The sequence below is a fragment of the Brevibacterium sp. UCMA 11754 genome (genome assembly GCF_021532275.1).
In the GTDB taxonomy this organism is placed as follows: Bacteria; Actinomycetota; Actinomycetes; order Actinomycetales; family Brevibacteriaceae; genus Brevibacterium.
The window spans coordinates 122,613-142,855 of the sequence record NZ_JACBOT010000023.1 but is presented as its reverse complement, the minus strand read 5'-3'; the positions used below and the strand labels follow the sequence as shown (position 1 = coordinate 142,855).

Genomic DNA, 20,243 nt, shown 5'->3' with positions numbered 1-20,243 from the left:
GGTTATCTCCGAGCTTCCTGTGAAGATCGGCGGGAAATGAACAGCCTCTGAGACTTGAGCCAATTTCACGCAATTTCCCTTGTTCCCCCTTGTGGCAGGACTGTTGATGTTTAAGACTGGCAACCAAGCCGCAAGACGCGGCCGTATGCCACCAACCAAGGAGCTAAACATGTCGGAAAACTTTGGACAGGACAACGAGAACTTCGGCGGCGGCGACCAGGAGCAGCAGGGCGGCGGCTTCGGCGGCGGCGACCAGGAGCAGCAGGGCGGCGGCTTCGGCGGCGGCCAGCAGCAGGGTAACCAGCAGCAGGGTGGCGACCAGGGCGGCTTCGGCGGCGGCGACAACGAGCGCAGCGAAGGCGGCCAGGGCGGACAGCAGTCCGAGCAGGGCGGCTTCGGCGGCGGCAACGAGCAGAGCGGCCAGTCCCAGGGAGGCCAGCAGTCCGGCGGCTTCGGCGGCGGCAACGAAGGCGGCCAGGGCGGACAGCAGTCCGGTGGCCAGGAACAGGGCGGCTTCGGCGGCAACGAAGGCAACCAGGGTGGCGGCGGCCAGCAGGGTGGCGGCTTCGGCGGCGACAACGAGCAGGGTGGCCAGCAGCAGGGCGGCTTCGGTGGCGGAAACGAAGGCGGCCAGGAACAGGGCGGCTTCGACCAGCAGCGCTGATCCCCACAGCTTTACGCAGTAACTGAAGAGGGGCGGTACTCCCGATCGGGAGTGCCGCCCCTCTTTCATGCTTCTAGGCTGTCGTCACTGCGTGACGGCCACCGCCTGGCGGTGGCGACCGAGGCCGTCGATCTCCATCTCAACGACATCGCCATCGGTCAAGAACGGGAACTTCCCCGACATCGCCACGCCCTGAGGTGTGCCGGTCAGGATCACGTCTCCGGGCTCGAAGGGCATCGTCTGGCTGAGCTGATAGATGATCTGCCCGACGTCGAAGATCAGGTCGCTCGTCGACGAATCCTGACGAACCTCGCCATTGACCCAGCTGCGCAGCTGCAGGGACCCGGGGTCCACCTCGGCGGCGGGCCTGATCCAGGGACCCAGTGGAGTGAAGCCGGGAAGGTTCTTCCCCTTCGACCACTGGCCGCCGGATTCCTCGATCTGGAACCTGCGTTCGGACAGGTCGTTGGCCAGCACATAGCCGGCCACGTGCGAATATGCTTCCTCAGCCGAGGCGACCCTGAACGCCCGGGTGCCGATGACCAGTCCCAACTCGACCTCCCAGTCGGCCTTCGTGGCGTAGGGCGGCAGCTCAAGTCGGTCGTAGGGGCCGGCAATCGTCGATGGCATCTTGAAGAAGACGACGGGCGCCTCCGGCGGCTCCGCCCCAGCCTCTCGAGCATGCGCCGCGTAATTCATACCCACGCACACCACTGCCGAGGGGCGAGCGACGGGCGCTCCGATGCGCAGGCCCTCCGCTCCATCGAGGGGTTCGAGGCTGCCTTCGTCCAGTGCGGTGCGCACCCTGCCGATGCCGTCCTCGGCGAAGAACTCTGGGTTAATGTCGGTGGTCAGGGGGCGCAGATCGTAGTGGACGTCGTCGTCACGCACTACCGGGATCTCGTGGCCGATGGGGCCCAAACGCAGCAATTCCATACGGTTCCTTCCTTGTTCGCCAGGCTCCCGCATCCGGCCGTCGTTGGACGGACGCGCTATGTAAACCTGTGGAACCACGGTAGCGACGTCTCGCATCCTAAGTTGGAATCGTTCAAGTATTGGACGGATTCTTTGTCGCTGATGTACACGCCTCGGGCCAGGCGCTCCACGCGCCAAACACATACAGCCTGAGTCAGGATAGATAGGTTGCAACCGGTCTATCCTGACTCAGACCACTCAATATCGGTGCGCAGACAGAGGGCGCACTACTCCCCGACCGTCAGACGACCGCTGCCGTGTAGTCGGATTTTGCCCTCCGGGGGACGACGACGATGGGCACTGGGGAGTGCTGCAGGATCCGCATGGCGTGACTGCCCAGCGATACGCGCTTGATCGCACCGAGACCGGAGGAGCCGAGCATCATGGCTTCGGGATCTTCCCACTCCACTGCAGTCAGCGCACTGGCCCAGTCGGGTCCTGTCCCGATGGCCACGTCGGTCTCGCCGGGTTTGATGTGGAGATGATCGATCGAGCACAGTATCTCGTCGGTGTCTCTCCGGATCACGTTGGCCCATTCGTCGATGACGCTGGATTCGACGTCGAGTCCCACGCCGGCCGCTGAGATCACCCTCGATCGGGGAGCGAACGAGGCGATGCGGAAGGGGACGCCAGACTCGGCAGAGACCACTGCGGCCCCGAGGATGAGATCCGCCGAGGTGGACGAACCGCTGTATGCGGCAGTGATCCTCCGCAGGCGAGCGCCCGGTGCGGCCCGGTATCCGACCGGGGCCAGTGCCACCGGCAGGCCGGCACTGTGCAGCAGTCCGGTGGAGACGGACCCCAGCGCGATCCGCCCCGGCTTCCCATCGTCCGCGGGGCCGACGACGAGGCGGAAGGCGTTCTCCTTCTGGCACATCTCAAGCAGTCCACGTCGCGATGAACGGGCACTGTGGATGAGGCATTCGGACTCAATGTCATCGGGAAGGAGCACCCGAACCTCGTCCAGGGCAGCCTCGGCGACGCTGCGGAGTTTCTTCTGGTATTCGCTTTCGAAAAGCACGGGGCTCATCGGCCAGGCGGCGGAATCGATGGCCGCTGCGACGAGCCGGTGCCCGTAGGACCGGGCGAGCACGATTCCCAACTCAACTGCTGGTCGGTTGTCCTGTCCTGGTGCGATGCCGACGACGATGCTCATTGCGTCCCTCCTGTGGAACCAGTTCCGTCAATGCTGTCATGTGCTGCTCGCTGCTTGCCGAGCACCGAATTCTTGCGACCGAAGATCAAGTACAGCCCGAGGACGACCGCGGTCCAGATGAGGAAGACGACGATCGTGATGGGCTGCAGGTTGCTGATGATCCACAGGCAGCCGATGATCGCGAGCACCGGCAGGACCGGGTAGAAGGGCACCTTGAAGCCGCGCTCGAGGTTGGGTTCGCGCACGCGCAGGATGATGACGGCCAGGGAGACGACGACGAAGGCGACGAGGGTGCCGATGCTCGTCATCTCGGCCAGGAAGTTCAGTGGGATGAAGCCGGCCAGGATGGCGATGACCACGGTCACGACGATCGTGCCCTTGACCGGGGTGAGCGTGCGAGGATTGACCTCGCCGAAGAGCTTGGGCATCATCCCATCGCGCGACATCGTGAACAGGATGCGGGTCTGGCCGTAGATCGAGACGAGGGTGACGGAGAAGATCGAGATCACGGCACCGGCGGCGACAACGGTGCCGGGCCACTGGGCGCCGACGATGTTCTCGAGAATCGCCGACAGCCCGGCGGTCTGTCCTTCGAACTCCTGCCAGGGCTGAGCAGACAGGGCGGCGACGGCCACCAGCACGTAGACAGTGGTGACGATGATGAGAGCGGCGATGAGCGCCCGGGGCATGGTCCTCTTCGGGTTCTTCGTCTCATCGCCGGCCGTAGCCACGGCGTCCATGCCGACGTAGCTGAAGAAGATCAGACCGGAGCCTGCCACCACTCCGGAGAATCCGAAGGGCGCGAAGTCGGCGAAGTTGTCGACGTTCCAGCCGGTGACTCCCACGCAGACGAAGAACAGGAGCACGCCGATCTTCGTGCACACCATGACGGTGTTGATGACGACCGATTCGCCCGTCCCGCGCACCAGGAGGAAGCAGCACATGGCCAACAGCAGAATCGCGGGCAGGTTGACGATCCCGCCCTCTTCTGGGGCGTAGGCCAGGGCGTGCGGGATTTCGAACCCGAAGATGTTGAACAGCAGTTGGTTGACGTACTGCGACCAGCCCACGGCGACCGCGGCTCCCGCGACGCCGTATTCGAGGAGCAGACAGGCCGCGACGCCCATCGCCGGCAGCTCGCCGAGCGTGGCATAGGCGTAGGAATAGGAGGAACCGGACACGGGCACGCTGCCGGCCAACTCCGCATAGCAGATGACCGCGAGGCCGGCGACGAGGCCGGCGATGACGAAGGACCAGATGACGGCGGGCCCGGCGACGGGCACGGATTCCGACAGAATGAAGAAGATGCCGGTGCCGATGGTCGATCCGACGCCGATCATGGTCAGTGAAAACAGCCCGATCGTGCGCTTGAGATCGCTCTCCTTCTCCTCGCCCTGCTGTGGGACCGGTTTCACTCGGAACAGCTGCTGTCGCAAAGTTGCCATTGTCGTTCCCCAGACGTCGTCGTCGTGGTGCAGGCAATACCACGAGCGCGAAGACCCCGCTCGCAACACTGCACTCATTGCTAGTGGCGACTTTACGACAATACCGACACCGTTGCCGAGACTTCGAGATGCGCGCTGTGTCCCCTGCGCAAGACAATCGCGGCTCGCATGATGTCATAAGCACAACAAGATCGGCCGCGTGTTAGCGTCAGCTTCGCTGTTTCCGATAGTGCCTGAGCGCTTTGTCTCTGCCACCGCAGGTCTGCATCGAACACCACCGCCGGCTCCGGTTGCGCGACGTATCAAAGAACAGCCATGCACAGCTCGGGCAGGACCTGATTCGATCCAAGCGCTCACCAGTCAGTTCCGTTATTGCGGAGTCCGCGAAGACAGCAAGCAGTGCCGAGTCGTCCCATTGTTGAGGCCATTTCCTCACAATACGATCTCCCAGCGATGTGTAACCGTATCGCCTCAGACCCTCGGCGTGCGCTTCCGTGATCGACTGCAGCTCACGGTCGTCCGGTTGCGAACCATCGGCCAAAGCAGTGAACACCGTGAAGATGGATTCCCGCAAGCCCTTCAACGCAGCACGGTCATCGGCCGACGCACCCCGCGCCATCGTCAGCCCCAGGGACTCCACCCACTCTGCAGCCACATTCGACGAGCGCAACCAGTCACGTTCCCCTGAATCTTCGCTCCGGTCGGGGACCGAATTGCTCAGCTCAAGGCACAGTGCGTTGCCCACATGTTCGAACTCCATATTCTGATTTTACCACCTAATGACTCTTGACAGGTCAAGTCCTCAGGGTAAGACTTTACCAGTAACAACTATTTAGGTGGTTATAATGAATGCGATGTTCCGGTGGCTGTGGGCCAGTGCGGGCTTGGCCAACCTCGGCGATGGAATCATCATCACCGCGCTCCCCCTTATCTCAATCGCCGCAGGTGGCCAGCCGAGCGAGGTTGCCCTGGTCACCACCGCGGCGACCATCGCGTGGCCGATAGCGGGCCTTCATGCAGGGTGGGTCGTCGACAAGATCCCTCCTCACCGCCTACTCGCGCTCGTCAACAGCGCGAGGACGCTAGCGCTTATCGGACTGAGCCTGTCCATCGCATTCGAGACCGGGGTACTTGTCGTGACGCTCGCCTCAGCTCTCATCTTCGGGTTCGCCGAGACCCTGGTCGACACCGCACTCATCGCAGGCATCCCACGCACGGTCAGTCGCAATCGCCTCGTCGGCGCCAACGCAAGGATCGAGGCCACTGTCAACATCAACAATCAACTCGCCGGACCGCCGCTCGCCGGACTACTCGTCGGAAGTGCCGGTCTACTTGCCGCCACCACCGGTGCGGCACTTTACCTCCTGGCCGGAGTCGCGGCACTCGGCCTCATGCATTCAATGCGACGCTCCCACTCCGAGTACTTCACCACGGGAATCCCTGCCGCAGCCGAAATCGACAACTCAGCCGGAAAGGGCCGCGCAGAGATTCGAGTTCGCGACGGCATCCGGCTCCTCTGGCGACATCGTCTCCAGCGAGAGTTGACGCTCATGACGGCAGCAATGAGCGTAATCTGGGGCGCTTGGACGGCGACCTTCGTGTTGCACGCCGTCGCCCCAGGTCCCCTCGGCCTAGATCCCGCCGGCTACGGACTGCTGCTGACCACAATGGCACTCGGAGGCATCATCGCGTCGATGCTCACCGAACGACTTCAGACCAGAATCTCGCCCACGTCACTGCTCTTCATCGACACGATCGGTACGATCGGCCTCGTCCTCCCAGCCGCACTCAATGCACCCCTGGCAGTCGTGGCAGCCGGAATCGTGCTCGCCGGCAGTGGTTCGACCGTGTGGCGGATCATCGTCGCCGTCGTCCGCCAAAAGTCGACTCCACTGCACCTCATCGGCAGGGTCTACTCTGCTTCCCGCGTCATCAGCTGGGGAGCACTCCCCCTGGGCGCCACACTTGCCGCGATGGGAGTCGGACCCTTGGGGCTGACCTCGATGTTTTGGATCGAGAGCGCGCTCGCGGCAGGGATCTCCACCTGGTTCGCCATCAGAATGCCCACACTCAGGTCTCGCATGGACGAGGCGGCCGCTCCGGCACCCGGAGAAATGTTATTCAATCATAAGGTTGACAACGAGGATGCGGAGGGCTAACTTATTAATCAACCCGGCGGTTGAATACAGGATGGAGGTTCAGTGGCAGACCAACTGACAAAGGTGTTCGCAGCCTTGGCCGACCCGACTCGACGAGACATGGTTGCCAGGCTGTCCATCGCCGACGCCACGGTCAACGAACTCGCCGAACCCTATGAGGTCAGCGTCCAGGCCGTGTCGAAACATCTCAAGGTGCTCGAGGATTCAGGACTGGTCACTCGGACCCGTGAGGCCCAGCGCAGACCAGTCCACCTCGAAGACAATGTGTTCGATCTGATGACGAAATGGATCGAGAGATACCAGCGCCAGGCCGAAGAACGCTACCAACGCCTCGACGCAGTTCTGGAAACTATGGACGCGGACGAGGACTCCCCCACCTCAGACCACAGAGACACATCACGCAAGGGAGCATGACATGACCACCACGAATGACACCGACTACTCGACTCTGAATCTCGACGTCCCCGACGGAAGCCAGGCACTGTCGATCACTCGCGATTTCGCAGCCACCCCGGACAAGGTGTTCCGGGCACACACCGACCCAGAACTCTTCGTCAGATGGTGTGGGCCCGACACGATCACGAACACGATCCGCGAATGGGACGCGCAGACCGGCGGGAAATGGAGCTACGTCTCGACCGATGACAACGGTGAGTACGGCTTCTTCGGATCCTTCCACGAGGTGAGGGAGAACGAGCGCATCGTCCAGACCTTCACCTTCGAAGGCTTCCCTGATGCCGTGAACCTCGAGATCCTCACGCTCACCTCCCTCGGCGATGGGCGGACCCGCCTGCAGTCGACATCGGTCTTCGACTCCCTCGAATCTCGCGACGGAATGGTCGCCTCCGGCATGGAGCACGGAATTCGCGAAGGCTACGACAAACTCGAGAAGATGCTCGCAGAAGGTGAATGAGCGCTGACAGCGCCGGCCCATTCAGCGCCGGCCCATTCAGCGCCGGCGCTGTCGCATCGTCTCGGGTATCCCATAAGCTCGAGGACATGACTGACTCTCACGATCACACGAGCGTGCCTGCCGAAGAGGATATCGACCGCTACGATCCCGAGGCCCGCCAGTGGCTGGCCGGAGCCATCGGAGCGGTGAAGTCAGATGCCAACAGATCCTCGGACACGCACCTGCTGCACGTGCCGCTGCCTTCTGCCTGGGGAATCGACCTCTATCTCAAGGACGAGTCCAGCCATCCCACCGGGTCACTCAAACACCGCTTGGCCCGCTCGCTCTTCCTCCACGCACTGTGCAACGGATGGATTCGCCCCGGTCGCCCGGTCGTAGAGGCCTCGAGCGGATCGACCGCGGTCTCCGAGGCGTATTTCGCCCAGCTCATCGGCGTCCCGTTCATTGCAGTCATGGCTCGGTCGACGAGCGCCCAGAAGATCTCCCTCATCGAGTTCTACGGCGGCACCTGCCATTTCGTCGACAACGCCAACGAGGTCTACAAAGTCGCAGCTGATCTGGCTGCGGAGTCCGGCGGTCACTACATGGACCAATTCACCTATGCCGAACGAGCCACGGACTGGCGCGGCAACAACAACATCGCCGAGTCGATCTTCGATCAGATGTCGAGTGAGACCTACCCCGAACCGTCCTGGATCATCGCCACCGCCGGCACTGGCGGCACCTCGGCGACCCTGGCCAGATACGTTCGCTACACCGGTCGGGCCACCGGCATCTGTGTAGCCGATCCTGACAATTCAGCCTTCTTCGCAGGATGGCGCGACCATGATCCGGCAGCGACGACCGATCAGGGATCCCGGATCGAGGGCATCGGACGACAGCGGGTCGAGGCGAGCTTCATCCCCTCGAGCATCGATCGGATGATGCATGTTCCCGATGCTGCCGCCATCGCCTCCATCCAGCTGCTCGAGAAACTGATGGGGCGTCGCGCCGGGGCGTCGACCGGCACCGGCCTGTGGGCCGCATTCCGCATCGTGTCGCAGATGAAGGCGGCCGGGCAGAGGGGAAGTCTGGTGTCGCTGATCTGCGACCCCGGCGAGCGCTACCTCGACAAGTACTATTCGCCGGACTGGCTCGCAGAGGCAGGGATCGACACGATTCCCTACCGGGAACGCCTCACAGAATTCATTGCCAGCGGTCACCTTGGCTGAACTCGGCTAGGCAGGCCTGTCGGCCATCATGGCAAAGTACGAATCCCGGCTGCGACGGACGTGCTGTCCCATCACCTCGGCGGCCTTCGCCTCCTGCCCGGCATCGATGGCTGCGATGATGTCGCGGTGCTCGGGCCACGCCTGCGGTCCTCGACGGGTGACGTTGAGGGAGTAGAGCCATTCGATCTTCCCTGAGATCTGGCGCAGGAGGCTGACGAAGGAGAGGCTGCCGCTGAGTTCGGCGATGGCGAAGTGGAAGCGCATATTGAGCACCGCGAGGTCTTCGTAGCGTTTCTCTCCGATGACGATGTCGCCGGCGGTGAGGATCTCGTTGATCTCCTTGCGAATCATCCGCCAACGCTCGTCCGGGGCCCCTCCGCTGCTCTGCTGCGCTGCGCGCTTCGCGGCTCTTTTGGCGGTCGCGGATTCTAGGACGATACGGATCTCGAACAGATCCTCAGCGTCCTCGATCGGTGACGGGGCGACCATGCTGCCGCTGTAGGGCCGAGACTCGACGAGCCCCTCAGACTCGAGAGAGCGCAGCGCCTCTCGAATCGGGATCCGCGAGACGTCGTACTGCTTCGCCAGGGCCGCCTCGCGGAGCTTCCCGCCGGGCGGATGCACGCCCTTGATGATGTCGTGGCGGATCTTCGCCCCGACCGCGATGCTGTTCGAGGTCGAAGCCGCACTCGGCTTCGCGGCCGAACTCGACCGCGAAAGAGAACCGGGCTCAGGCATTGAGCAGACCGGATCCTGGCACAGCGGCCAACAGCTTCTGCGTGTACTCCGCGGCTGGACGATCGATGACATCTCTCGTCGCGCCCGCCTCGACGACCTCTCCGTTCTTCATCACTACAACATCGTCTGCCAAGTTCGCGACAACTGCAAGATCGTGCGTGATGAACAGGCAGCTCACGCCGAGCTCCGACTGCAGCCGACGCAGCAGGTCGAGAATCTGCTCCTGGACCAAAACGTCGAGTGCCGACACCGCCTCATCGCAGATGAGCAGCTCCGGTTCGCTGATCAGCGCTCGCGCGATCGCAACCCTCTGGCGCTGTCCACCGGAGAGATCGGCGGGTCGACGCTCGAGCATCGAGGTGGGCAGAGCCACTTGGTCGAGCACCTCGGCGACCTTTTTCTTCCTCTCGGCTCGTGTGCCGATCTTGAATACGTCGAGGGGTTCAGCGATGATCCGCTCGATGCCCCACATCGGGTTGAGCGAGGAGAACGGGTCCTGGAACACCGGCTGACTGAACCGCCGCAGGATGCTGCGTTCAGCCCGCGAGGTGGCATCGACGTTGCGCCCTCCGGTGAGAACTGTGCCGCTCGTGGCCTTTTCCAATCCCAAGACGATCTTCGCAATCGTCGACTTTCCGGAACCGGATTCACCGATCACCGCCGTCGTCTGCCCCCGCTTTGCGCTGAAGCTCACGCCCTTGAGTGCGTGGACCTCTTTGCTGCGGCCACGCAGCTTGTAGACCTTGTGCAGATCTTCGACCTCGAGCACGTTCGCCGAGGCGGTCCCGCCGACGCTGCGGTCGTTGCCCTCCCGGGGACCTTCGGCCACGGCATCGGCCGGATTCCTCTGCTGCGGGTCCCGCTCCACCACAATGCTGGGTGCGGCTTTGACCAGGGCTTTCGTGTATTCGTCCTGAGGACTGCCGAGCACCTGCTGCGGTGTCCCGCGTTCGACGACGCGGCCTTCGTTCATGACGAGGATGGTGTCCGTCCGCTCCCCCGCGACGCCGAGGTCGTGAGTGACGAAGAGCAGCGAGGTTCCTCGCTCGGTGACGAGTTTCTGCAGATGATCGAGGATCTGCTTCTGCACCGTCACGTCCAGAGCGGAGGTCGGTTCGTCGGCGATGATGAGGTCCGGTTCGCCGGACAGGGCGATTGCGATGAGGATCCTCTGCCGCATACCACCGGAGAATTCGTGCGGATAAGACCGTCGCCGGTTCTCCGCGTCAGGGATTCCCGCTTCCGTCATCAGCCGCACAACATTGCGGGTCACCTCGGCGGATTTCGACATCCCGTATGTCCGCAGAGCGTCGGCGATCTGGTCGCCCACGCGCATGCTCGGATTGAGACTGGCCATGGGATCCTGCGGTACCAAGGCAATCGAACGGCCCCGAAGAGTTTGGAGTCGCTGACGATCGGCGTGGACAAGGTCCTCACCGCGGTACTTCACGCTGCCGGAGCTGACATGGCCTGCCCCCGGAAGGAGTCCGAGGACTGCGCTAATCGTCGTCGACTTACCGGACCCTGACTGACCGACGAGAGCCAAACGCTCCCCCGGTGCCAACGTGAAGCCCACATCGTGGAGCACCGGGTTCTCGTAGGAGACTTCGAGTCCGGAGACCTCGAGGACGAATTCTGACGTTTCCACACCGCCGCTGCTCGCAGTACTCATCATCTGCCTGCCGCGTATCCCTGGGCACCGCGCGGGTTCGCCCCTGCGGTGACGCGACCGGTTGCAGGGTCCCGGGTCACGCAGGATAGCCTGCCCAGTTCCCAGTCGCCGGCCCTGGTCACGACGTGGCCGCGTGCGATCAGCCCGTTGATGACTTCCTCGCCGAGGCGGTCCTCGACCACAGCTCCGCCGGGAACCCAGGTGCGCGGCCAGAACGATCCCGCCAACGAGGTTGTGTGCAGTGCGGGAGCATCGATCGCCTGCTGGGGTGCGTAGCCGCCGATGAGCATGCGCAGAATCATCAGCAGCTGCCACTGTTCCTGCTGGTCACCGCCGGGTGAGCCGAGCGCGATGATCGGCTGGCCGTCTTTGGAGATCAGAGTCGGAGTCAGCGTGGTGCGCGGGCGTTTCCCGGGGGTCAGCGCCGAGGGAGCTGTTTCGTCAAGCCACATCATCTGCAGCCGAGTTCCCAGGCAGAATCCGAGCTCGGGGACGACCGGCGAAGACTGCAGCCATCCACCGGAGGGTGTGGCTGAGATGATGTTGCCCCAACGGTCGACGACGTCGATGTGGCAGGTATCGCCGTTGTTGACGCCGTTCTTCTGCACAGTCGGCTCGCCGATGCCCGCCTTGGCCATGGCTTCCTTGTCCGCGCCCTCGAGCACGAGCGGCGGCGTGAAGGCCGAGACAGAACCTGTCCTGTCGGTGCCGGCTCGGAATTCGAGTGAGGCATCATCTGCGATGAGGTCCCGGCGGCTTGCGGCGTACTCTTCACTGAGCAGCCAGTCGAGGTCGACATCGGCATCCCCGTAGTAGGTGTCGCGGTCGGCCATCGCGAGTTTGAGTGCCTCGAGGATCGTATGCGCACCGAGCTCGGTCGAGGGATCGAGCCGGTCGTCGTCGAAGCCCTCGAGGATCTTCAGTGTCTGGAGCAGCACCGGGCCCTGCCCCCAGGCTCCGATCTTCGCAATCGAGTAGCCGCGGAAATCGACGGACACAGGTGTCTCGAAATGTGCGTCGAATCCGGCGAAGTCGGCGGCCGTCATCACTCCGGCGTGGTCACCTCCAGTCGAGTGCCGGTGCGGGGTGGAGATGAACTTCTCGACCGCCTCGGCGACGAAGCCGGACTTCCATTCCTCACGTGCCGCAGCCACTCTGGCAGCGCGCCCTTCCACACCGTCACCTGCAGCGATGAGCTTCCTCAGGACCTCGGCATAGGGGCGGTTATAGATGAGATCACCGATTTTCGGGATCTGACCCTCTGGCATCCACTGGGCTGCAGACGTGGGCCAATGTTCGGTGAAGAGCTCCTGAACGCGTTCGATGGTGCCCACGACTCGACCGAGGACGGGGTGCCCGTGCTCGGCGTAGTCGATGGCGAAATCGAGGACGTCGGCGAGCTCCCAAGAGCCGTGGTGCTCGAGCAGATTGAGCCAGGAGTCGACGGCTCCGGGCACAGCAGAGGCGAGTGCCCCGGCGCCGGGGACCATGTCGAGTCCCTCATTGCGGTAGTGCCCGATGGTTGCAGCTGCCGGCGCCGGCCCCTGCCCCATCATGATCTGCGGGTTCGCCGGGTCCTCGGCGGTGGCGAAGACCCCTGTCATGTCACCACCGGGACCGTTGAGATGGGGTTCGACCACGTGGAGGAGAAAGGCTCCGGCCACGGCCGCATCGAAGGCGTTGCCGCCCCGTTCGAGCACAGCCTGTGAAGCAGCAGTGGCCAGCCAGTGGGTGGAGGCGGCCATACCGAAATGGCCCTCCAGGGTGGGCCGAGTGGTGAAAGCTGCGGGTGGGGTGAATGACATATCAGTGTCCCTTCTTCGAATTGGGGTCGAGGGCGTCGCGCAGGGCGTCCCCGAAGAGGTTGAAGGCCAAGCAGATGAGCAGGATCGCCAGCCCGGGGAACAGCGCGGTCGACGGTGCACGGAAGATGTACTGCTGCGCGTCGGAGAGCATGATGCCCAGGCTGGGTGAGGGCGGCTGGATACCCAGGCCGAGGAAGGAGAGGATCGATTCTCCGATCACTGCGGTGGGAATGATGACGGTGGCCTGCACGATGATGGCCGAAGCGATGTTCGGCAGGATATGCATGCCCAGAATACGTGTCTTCGACGCGTCAGTGGCGATCGCGGCTTTGACGAAATCGGCCGATTTCAGCCGCATCGTCTCACCTCTGACGACGCGGGTCATCGTGGGCACCTGGGAGATGCCCAATGCGATCGCGGCATTGGCCAGGCTGGGCCCGGAAATGGCTGCCAACCCGACGGCGATGATGAGGAACGGAAAGGCCAGGGTGACATCTGTCAGTCGGGAGATGACCGCGTCGAGGCCCCGGAAGTATCCGGCCAAGAGGCCCAGAGGTGTGCCGACGATGACGGCCAGCGCGACTGCCAGGAGCCCCACCTGGAGCGAGGCGCGAACACCGAATGCGAGCCTGGAGAGAACGTCTCTGCCGAGGTCGTCGGTGCCGAGGACGAAGCCGATCGTGCCCGGCACTTGAAATGGAGCTTGGAAGTTCGTCTGGGCGAATCCATAGGGGGCGATGAGCGGTGCGAAGAGTCCGACGAGCACCACGATGGCGACCATGACGGATCCGATGAGCCCCATCGGGTTGGACAGGATGGAGCGCAGCAGCCACCAGGCCCGGTTGTTCGAGGCGTGGAATTCGGGATCGAGTCCCTGCGTGTTCTTGTCGGTGTTCGTGACGATTGGGGTGGTCATGAGGCGTCCTCGCTGACTCGGATCTGTGGGTTGATGACCGAATAGAGGATGTCGACGGCCAAGTTGATGAGAATGTAGGAGGCCGTGATCACGAGGACAACCGCTTGGATGACCGGATAGTCGCGGGAGAAGACCGCATCGAGGGTGAGTTTGCCGATTCCGGGCAGGGCGAAGATCCTCTCCGTGACCACTGCACCCGAGATCAGGCCACCCAGCTGCAGACCGATGATCGTGACTAAGACGATGAGCGAGTTTCGCAGTCCGTATCGAAAGAGGACCCGTGGCCTGGACAGTCCCTTGGCTCGAGCCATGCGCACATAGTCAGTGCCCATGCTCTCGATCATCGAGGCCCTGGTCTGCCTGGTGATGACCGCGGCCAGGCTGGTGCCCAGGATCACGGCCGGCAGGGTGAGGTAGTAGATGCCGCGGACCGGGTCCGAGAGGACGTCGACGTACCCCGAGGCAGGGAACCAACCGAGAGTGACGGCCAGCACCAAGATCGCGAGGAGTCCGAGCCAGAAGTTCGGAACCGAAAGGCCGAGGAGAGCGAGGAAGTTGCTGCCCAGCTCCGGCCACTTTCCGCGGAAGCGTTCTGCGACCATGCCCAGGGTGATGCCCACGATGACGGCGACCACGATCGCATACAGCGACAGCCACAGGGTCACTGGCAAGGTGGTCGCAATCATCTCGGTAACGGCCAAGCCTGTCCGCGTGGATTCGCCGAGGTCGCCGGTGACGATATCGCCCAAGAACTTGACGAACTGGACGAGCAGAGGCTGGTCGAGCCCGAGGTCGGCGCGGATCGAGTCGAGTCGTTCAGGGGTCGCCTCTTCACCGGCCATGGCCAGAGCCGGGTCGCCGGGAAGCATGCGCACACCGAAGAAGATGACGATGCCTGAGAGCACGAAGGTGATGATGGCGTGGAAGATCTTGGTGAGCACGAATCGAGTCATCGCTGAGCGTCCTTCTTCAGAAATCCGGCTTCGGAGAGATGGACGACGCCGTCGGAGAACACATCGATGCCTGACACATCATCGGTGTGGGCCGTGAGGTTCTTCTGTCGGTAGAGATAGATGATCGAGTTGAGTTCGCCGGTCCGCTGTGAGGCTTCGCCGTAGAGCTTCTTGCGCTCATCCATATCTGTGGCTTCACTGGCTCGGGTGAGCAGATTGCTGAGTTTGTCGTCGTCGACTCCTGTGACGTTGTTGCCGGCGCCTGGGTAGTGGAAGGTGTAGAGGTTTCCGTGCGGATCGACGCGTCCGGACCAGCCCAGTTGGAGGAGCTCGTAGTCGCCGCGGTCCTGGGCATCGAGCAGGGCCGTGTATTCCATCGGCTGGACCTTGATGTCGAAGCCTGCTTCCTTGGTGGCGGCCTGGACGGCCTGAGCGAAGCGAAGTGTGTCCTGAGTGTTCGAAACCTTCATGTTCACCTTGAGCGGAAGTTCGACTCCGGCATCCTCGAGAAGCTTCTTCGCGCCAGCTGGATCGTAGTCGACGCACTCGTTGCTCGCCTTGGTTGCGAAGGGACTGTCCGGAGAGATGCCAGAGCAGGCCGGTGAGAACCACCCGTTGAATACGGTGTTGACCAACGCCTTGCGATCGAAGGCCATCGACAGTGCCTTGCGCACCTTCGGGTCCTGGCCCAGCGGCGTTTCGAAGTTCTCCGGATTGTCGCCGAAGCCCATGTTCACGGTCAGTCCTTGATATCCCAGAGAGTTCGACTGCAGGAGTCCGATTCCGGATTCCTCTTTGAGAGCGTCGACGTCCTGCGGGGAGATCGTGTCCGCGACCTGCACATCGCCGGAGCGGATGTTCGCGGCACGAATGTTTGCATCCGACATGATCTGATAGGTGATCGAGTCGAGGTGAACCTTGTCGGCGTCGTAGTAGTTGGGGTCCTTGACGACCTTGATCGACGTCTGCGCAATGCGCTTCTCAAACTTGAACGGCCCTACGCACACCGGGTGGTCGCCGAAGTCCTCACCCGCCTCGTCCAGGGCCGCCGGCGACATGATCATCCCGGCACGATCGGCCAGGGCCGCGGTGAATGGCGCGAAGGGCTCGTCGAAGGTGACCTCGAGGGTGTGATCGTCAATGGCGGTCACATCACTGATCGGGCCGAGTTCTGCAGAGCGGGACGACTCTTCGAGGTTGAGCCCGCGTTCGATGGTCGTCTTGACCGCCTCGGCGTCGAAGTCGGTGCCGTCGGCGAATCGCACACCGTTCTTGACCGGGATGCGCACGGTCTTTCCGTCTTCGGAGACATCCGGCAGCGAGGTTGCGAGCATCGGTGTGATCTCACCGTTCGCATCGATGTCGTAGAGCTTCTGGCACATCGTCTGCATGACATATCGGGTGTAGAGAGAGGAGGATGTCGTCGGGTCGAGGCGATCCGGTTCGGAGGACAGCGCCATGACGAGATCTCCGCCTTCTTCGAAGGCTCCGGCGTCGGCATCGACCGACTTCACGTCGGGTCGCTCGGGTGGTTCGCCGAGCGGTTGGACCGGCGTGCACCCGGCCAGCAGGACGACGCTGGCAAGCACCGCCATTATCCGTTTCTTCACGCGCACTCCTGTGTGGGTATCCATCTCAGAGGCTGGCCGGATAGCCGCCCGACCCTCTTATTTGCATACAATCTAATGGTTGATTAACGTTTTGTATACAAATACTGTGAAGTTCCCGAATTCTGGGATTGAGGGAGCTCGCCTGCAGGCTCTGCGAAAGGGACGCAATGACACGTCGGCTCGACTTGGCCATGCTGCTCGTACTGACATTCTCAACCGGAATGGTCGATGCGATCGGCTACCTGGGCTTCGATAAGGTCTTCACCGGAAACATGACGGGCAATGTCGTCATCCTGGGCATGGGCCTGGCCGGAGCTGAGGACACTCCGGTCCTGCGCCCTGCCTTGGCCCTCGCGTTCTTCATGGTGGGAGCGGCCCTGGGCGGGCGCATCCTCGGCCGAATCGGCGAGGACTGGCACGTGCGCACCACGATCATCTACGCCGGAGTGGCCGTCGGCTGCGCGGGCCTGGCCGTCTATGTCGCACTCATGCCCAACCCTGAGGTGGGGCTGGCCGGAACCATCTTCACCTCGGCACTCTCGGCCCTGATGGGCGCACAGGCCGCTGCGGCACGGAGGATGAAGATCGCCGACGTCACCACCGTCGTCGTCACCTCGACGATCGTCGGTCTGGCATCTGATTCGCGGCTGGCCGGTGGCGACAGCGTCCGCTGGATCCGCCGAGCTCTGGCCGTCCTTCTCATCCTCATCGGCGCGATCGCCGGTGCCGCGACACTGATGATCAATCAGTGGATCGGCATCGCCTTCGTCGCTGCGGCGATCGCCGTCGTAACCGTCATCGGTCACCGTGGCTCGAAGAAGCGCGCCCTCGCCGCGGCTGCCGAGGAGTCCGTGCACGCCTGATCAATCAGGTCGACTGAGAACTCTGGTCGACTGAGAACTCTGGTCGACTGGGAACTCAGGGCGACTGAGAACTCTGGGCGACTGAGAACTCTGGTCGACTGGGGTTTGTGGCCCATTCCCGTTCCCGCGCCCGACGCTGGCGTGTGGTGCCTGCGCCCGTTGCCTCCCAGAGCTGCCCTGCGAAGGGGACCGAGGCGGTAGCCATGAACGCGAAGATGTAGAAGAGAGGCCAAGATGGCCGCAGTCAGAGGACGTCCGCGAATCGAATAACGGGGTTCACGTCGAGACACGCAAATGCGCATTAGGGTCTCGACGCGCGCCCCGTTTTTCGACGAGCTGCGTCTCGCAGCATACGTCTCCCAGCATGCGTCTCACGGCGTGCGTGGGATCAGCGCACGCCGAGCTTCTTCCACACCACGAGGATCGCAGCCACACTGAGCGGAGTGGCCAGGCCGATGGCATGAGCCGGGGCATGATCACGATCATCAAGGTGCCCAGGAACATCAGCCAGATGGTGAGAGTCAGTGCCGGCTTCCGGCTCCTGTGCCCGATGTGGTCTCAATACGCATCCGGAGTCGCCGCTTTCGAGGTGAACCAGTCGTCGGGGTTCTGCCCCATGTCCCAGAACATTCCGGCCATGATCTCGGCACCCTGCTGAAGGATCGAGGTCAGGGCATGTTCGTCGGGGGCGTGCTGATTGCATCCGGGATAGGAATGCGGCACCCACACGGTCGGCAGGCCCAGCACCTCGGCGAATACGTCGTTGGGGATGGTGCCGCCCAGGTTCGGTTCGATCGCGGCATCGAGCCCGGTCGTCGTCCTGATCGACTCAGCGGCGGCCGCGACGACGCGGGCGTTCGGGTCGAGTCGAGTCGCCGGCATGCAGTGCTCGAAGACGACATCGACTCCGTGGATCCCTTCGCCTTCCAGATGGGCCCGCACCTTGCCCTCGAAGTCGTCGACGTCGGTGCCGACGACGTATCGCAGCTGCATGTGCGCTTCGGCCCTTCCTGGGATCGCGTTGACCACCTGGGCAGGATTCCCGGCGTCGAGGGCGAGGACCTCGATGACATTGAAGGCGAAGACCTTCTCCGCCGAGGTGAGCCCTGGCTCTCCCCAATCGAAATCGACTTCGGGTGATCCGGCTTCGACCAACTCGGGCAGCTTCGCAACGGCATCGAGCACCGAGGTGGGCGGGTCTTCGGGGCGCAGCGCGGGAATCCCGATGACGCCGTTTCCATCGACGAGGGAGTTGATGGCGGCGGCGAGGACGGTCGCGGAGTTGCGCAGCTTCCCGCCCCAATTGCCCGAATGATGGTCGCCGTCGCGATCGTGGACGACGAGCTTGAACCCCAACGCCCCACGGGAACCGAGGAACAGCGTCGGGTATTCGGCGGCGATCCGGGGACCGTCGGAGGCGAGGAAGAGATCGGCGTCGAGTTCGGCCCTGTGTGCGGCGGCGAATGCCTTGAGGCCGAGCGAACCGGTCTCCTCGGCTGTTTCCATGAGGACCTTGACGTTGTAGCCCAGAGCGGCTGCACCGGGAGCGTCGAGTGATTCGAGGACAGTCTTCAGGGCGAGGGAGTTCACGGTGTGCTGGCCCTTGTTGTCGGCGCTGCCTCGACCGTAGAGACGGTCGCCGTCGCGGGTGAGCACCCACGGGTCGAGACCGTCAGACCATTGCGAGTCGTGGGCGAACTGCACGTCGCCGTGACCGTAGAGGAGGACGGTCGGCAGCTGCGGGTCCTCGATGCGTGCCGCGATGAGCAGCGGGTGCTCATCGGATTCGGGATTGTCGTGGATCGTCGTCGCGAAGCCCAGGGCCGTGAGCTCTGGGGCGATCTCCTCGGCGAGGTAGGCATGAGCGGCGAGGCCGTTGCCCGGTGCCTGACTCTCGGTGCGTTTCGCGACGCGCGTGGCCAACAGGTCGAAGAAGGCTTGGCTGCGGACGAATTCGCCCGCGGCCCGGGTGACGGACTCCCGAGTGACGGACTCTCGAGTGGCGGACTCTCGAGTGACAACTTCGCGGATTTCATTCGGCACTGTTCGTCTCGGTGCTGTTTCGCCTTGGCCGGGGCTGTGATCTGGTCTCATGTGTTCAGACTGTCGCAGTCCGGCTCAGATTGGAAGACCGATCTGTCCATATGCCGGTTCGTTTCTCGCAAGGTGACTGTGCATAATATGCACCACCCCTAGTAGCATAATGGCATGACCGACCTGCGCAGCCTGAAGACCCTGCTGGCAGTCGTCGAATACGGCTCCATCCACCTCGCCGCGCGAGCTCTGTTTGTCTCCCATTCGACCGCCAGTCGCCAGATCAAAACATTTGAGGAGCATTACGGCACGACGCTGTTCGATCGCTCGGCGAGCGGAGTCGTTCCCACTGGACAGGGCCTGGCTCTCGCAGACTTCGCACGGCGGATGATCGCCGAATCCGAGCTCCTCTCCGACTCGTTCGGCAGCTACTCCCGCGAGGTCGAGACCATCACAGTCGTCACCAGCACCGGGCTCGGCCAGACCGTCGTCGCCGACGCCATCAACGATGTCATGACCACCACTGACCGGGTGCAGGTCTCGATCATCGACACCACGTCACTCGAGGCTGTTCAGGTGCTGAAGAACCGGCAAGCAGACTTGTGCGTGAACTTCTCCGTATACGGCCATGATCTCGTCTCGGTTCCCGGCGTCCGGCGGATCGATCAGACCCCGGCTCGGAATTTTGCGGTCTTCGACAAGAAGCACCCTCTTGCTCAGAGAGCCACTGTCCGCATTCGTGACCTGGTCGACTTTCCGATCGCCACGCTGCCGTCGGGAAATACCGCTCGGATGAGGATCGAACAGGCTGTCCGCGCTCAGGGACAGGTGTTCTCCCCGACGATCGAAGCCACTTGTCCCGTGCTCACGATGAGAGCCATCGCCGGAACCACGATGGTCGCGATGATGGCTGAGCGGACGATCCCGGACAACCTCGCCGAGGCGGGGTGCGCTGCCGTGGAACTCGACGATCCTGGCCTCGATGACCGTTCGATCCAGATCCTTGCCGCCGATCCACTGCGGGAGTCAGACGGTCTCGACCTGATGATCGATTCCCTGCGCAGGAGTCTGGCGACGAGATAACCCATCCTCATCCGCGGTCCACATCATGGATCCGACTTCTGCCCAT

Annotated in this window: 19 protein-coding genes; 6 read left to right on the top strand and 13 right to left on the bottom strand. The window is 63.1% G+C overall.

Annotated features, from left to right (window positions below):
* Positions 1-163: 163 nt before the first annotated feature.
* The 5 genes from HX613_RS11770 to HX613_RS23050 all read right to left on the bottom strand — a co-directional run bounded on the left by HX613_RS11770 (position 164) and on the right by HX613_RS23050 (position 5,000).
* Positions 164-733 (bottom strand): hypothetical protein, encoded by a 570-nt coding sequence (locus tag HX613_RS11770; protein WP_235345501.1) that lies wholly within the window; start codon positions 731-733, stop codon positions 164-166.
* Between the two features lie 15 nt (positions 734-748).
* On the bottom strand, positions 749-1,600 hold the full coding sequence (locus HX613_RS11765; protein ID WP_235345500.1) for a fumarylacetoacetate hydrolase family protein: 852 nt from the start codon (positions 1,598-1,600) through the stop codon (positions 749-751).
* A 280-nt stretch (positions 1,601-1,880) separates the two neighbouring features.
* Positions 1,881-2,795, bottom strand: a complete 915-nt coding sequence (locus HX613_RS11760; protein WP_235345499.1) for a universal stress protein — start codon at positions 2,793-2,795, stop codon at positions 1,881-1,883.
* Complete coding sequence (locus tag HX613_RS11755) at positions 2,792-4,240, bottom strand: APC family permease (protein WP_235345498.1); 1,449 nt, start codon at positions 4,238-4,240, stop codon at positions 2,792-2,794. Before HX613_RS11755 ends, HX613_RS11760 begins: the two co-directional genes overlap by 4 nt.
* Positions 4,241-4,448: 208 nt before the next feature.
* Positions 4,449-5,000 carry a CGNR zinc finger domain-containing protein gene (locus tag HX613_RS23050; RefSeq protein ID WP_442862601.1) on the bottom strand — a complete coding sequence of 184 codons (552 nt, stop codon included), beginning with the start codon at positions 4,998-5,000 and terminating at the stop codon, positions 4,449-4,451.
* Positions 5,001-5,085: 85 nt separating this feature from the next.
* Between HX613_RS23050 and HX613_RS11750 the strand changes: the two genes are divergently transcribed.
* The 4 genes from HX613_RS11750 to HX613_RS11735 all read left to right on the top strand — a co-directional run bounded on the left by HX613_RS11750 (position 5,086) and on the right by HX613_RS11735 (position 8,523).
* Positions 5,086-6,399, top strand: a complete 1,314-nt coding sequence (locus HX613_RS11750; protein ID WP_235345497.1) for an MFS transporter — start codon at positions 5,086-5,088, stop codon at positions 6,397-6,399.
* 42 nt (positions 6,400-6,441) lie between these two features.
* A complete protein-coding gene (locus tag HX613_RS11745) occupies positions 6,442-6,813 on the top strand; it encodes an ArsR/SmtB family transcription factor (RefSeq protein WP_235345496.1) in 372 nt (123 codons plus the stop codon).
* A gap of 1 nt (position 6,814) precedes the next feature.
* Positions 6,815-7,312, top strand: coding sequence for an SRPBCC family protein (locus HX613_RS11740; RefSeq protein ID WP_235345495.1), 498 nt, complete (start codon positions 6,815-6,817; stop codon positions 7,310-7,312).
* An 86-nt stretch (positions 7,313-7,398) separates the two neighbouring features.
* On the top strand, positions 7,399-8,523 hold the full coding sequence (locus HX613_RS11735; protein WP_235345494.1) for a PLP-dependent cysteine synthase family protein: 1,125 nt from the start codon (positions 7,399-7,401) through the stop codon (positions 8,521-8,523).
* A gap of 6 nt (positions 8,524-8,529) precedes the next feature.
* Here HX613_RS11735 and HX613_RS11730 read toward each other — a convergent pair whose 3' ends face one another.
* From HX613_RS11730 to HX613_RS11705, 6 genes are read right to left on the bottom strand one after another with little or no spacing between them, the layout of a single operon-like run.
* Complete coding sequence (locus HX613_RS11730) at positions 8,530-9,261, bottom strand: GntR family transcriptional regulator (protein WP_235345493.1); 732 nt, start codon at positions 9,259-9,261, stop codon at positions 8,530-8,532.
* Positions 9,254-10,936, bottom strand: a complete 1,683-nt coding sequence (locus tag HX613_RS11725) for a dipeptide ABC transporter ATP-binding protein (RefSeq protein ID WP_442862600.1) — start codon at positions 10,934-10,936, stop codon at positions 9,254-9,256. The genes HX613_RS11730 and HX613_RS11725 overlap by 8 nt, the downstream gene beginning before the upstream one ends.
* On the bottom strand, positions 10,933-12,738 hold the full coding sequence (locus HX613_RS11720; protein WP_235345491.1) for a gamma-glutamyltransferase family protein: 1,806 nt from the start codon (positions 12,736-12,738) through the stop codon (positions 10,933-10,935). Before HX613_RS11720 ends, HX613_RS11725 begins: the two co-directional genes overlap by 4 nt.
* Position 12,739: 1 nt before the next feature.
* Positions 12,740-13,654: an ABC transporter permease gene (locus HX613_RS11715; RefSeq protein WP_235345490.1), complete on the bottom strand. Its 915-nt coding sequence runs from the start codon at positions 13,652-13,654 to the stop codon at positions 12,740-12,742.
* Positions 13,651-14,607, bottom strand: coding sequence for an ABC transporter permease (locus HX613_RS11710; protein WP_235345489.1), 957 nt, complete (start codon positions 14,605-14,607; stop codon positions 13,651-13,653). Before HX613_RS11710 ends, HX613_RS11715 begins: the two co-directional genes overlap by 4 nt.
* Positions 14,604-16,217: an ABC transporter substrate-binding protein gene (locus tag HX613_RS11705; RefSeq protein ID WP_235345488.1), complete on the bottom strand. Its 1,614-nt coding sequence runs from the start codon at positions 16,215-16,217 to the stop codon at positions 14,604-14,606. Before HX613_RS11705 ends, HX613_RS11710 begins: the two co-directional genes overlap by 4 nt.
* 167 nt (positions 16,218-16,384) lie before the next feature.
* Here HX613_RS11705 and HX613_RS11700 point away from each other — a divergent pair, with 167 nt between their 5' ends.
* A complete protein-coding gene (locus HX613_RS11700; RefSeq protein WP_235345487.1) occupies positions 16,385-17,080 on the top strand; it encodes a YoaK family protein in 696 nt (231 codons plus the stop codon).
* 388 nt (positions 17,081-17,468) lie between these two features.
* Here the strand turns inward: HX613_RS11700 and HX613_RS11695 are convergent, their stop codons facing one another.
* Positions 17,469-17,642, bottom strand: coding sequence for a hypothetical protein (locus HX613_RS11695; RefSeq protein ID WP_235345486.1), 174 nt, complete (start codon positions 17,640-17,642; stop codon positions 17,469-17,471).
* Positions 17,639-19,123, bottom strand: a complete 1,485-nt coding sequence (locus tag HX613_RS11690; RefSeq protein WP_235345485.1) for a M20/M25/M40 family metallo-hydrolase — start codon at positions 19,121-19,123, stop codon at positions 17,639-17,641. The genes HX613_RS11695 and HX613_RS11690 overlap by 4 nt, the downstream gene beginning before the upstream one ends.
* Before the next feature lie 165 nt (positions 19,124-19,288).
* Here HX613_RS11690 and HX613_RS11685 point away from each other — a divergent pair, with 165 nt between their 5' ends.
* Entirely contained in the window at positions 19,289-20,197 is a 909-nt protein-coding gene (locus HX613_RS11685) for a LysR family transcriptional regulator (RefSeq protein WP_235345484.1), read from the top strand.
* The last annotated feature ends 46 nt before the right edge of the window (positions 20,198-20,243 follow it).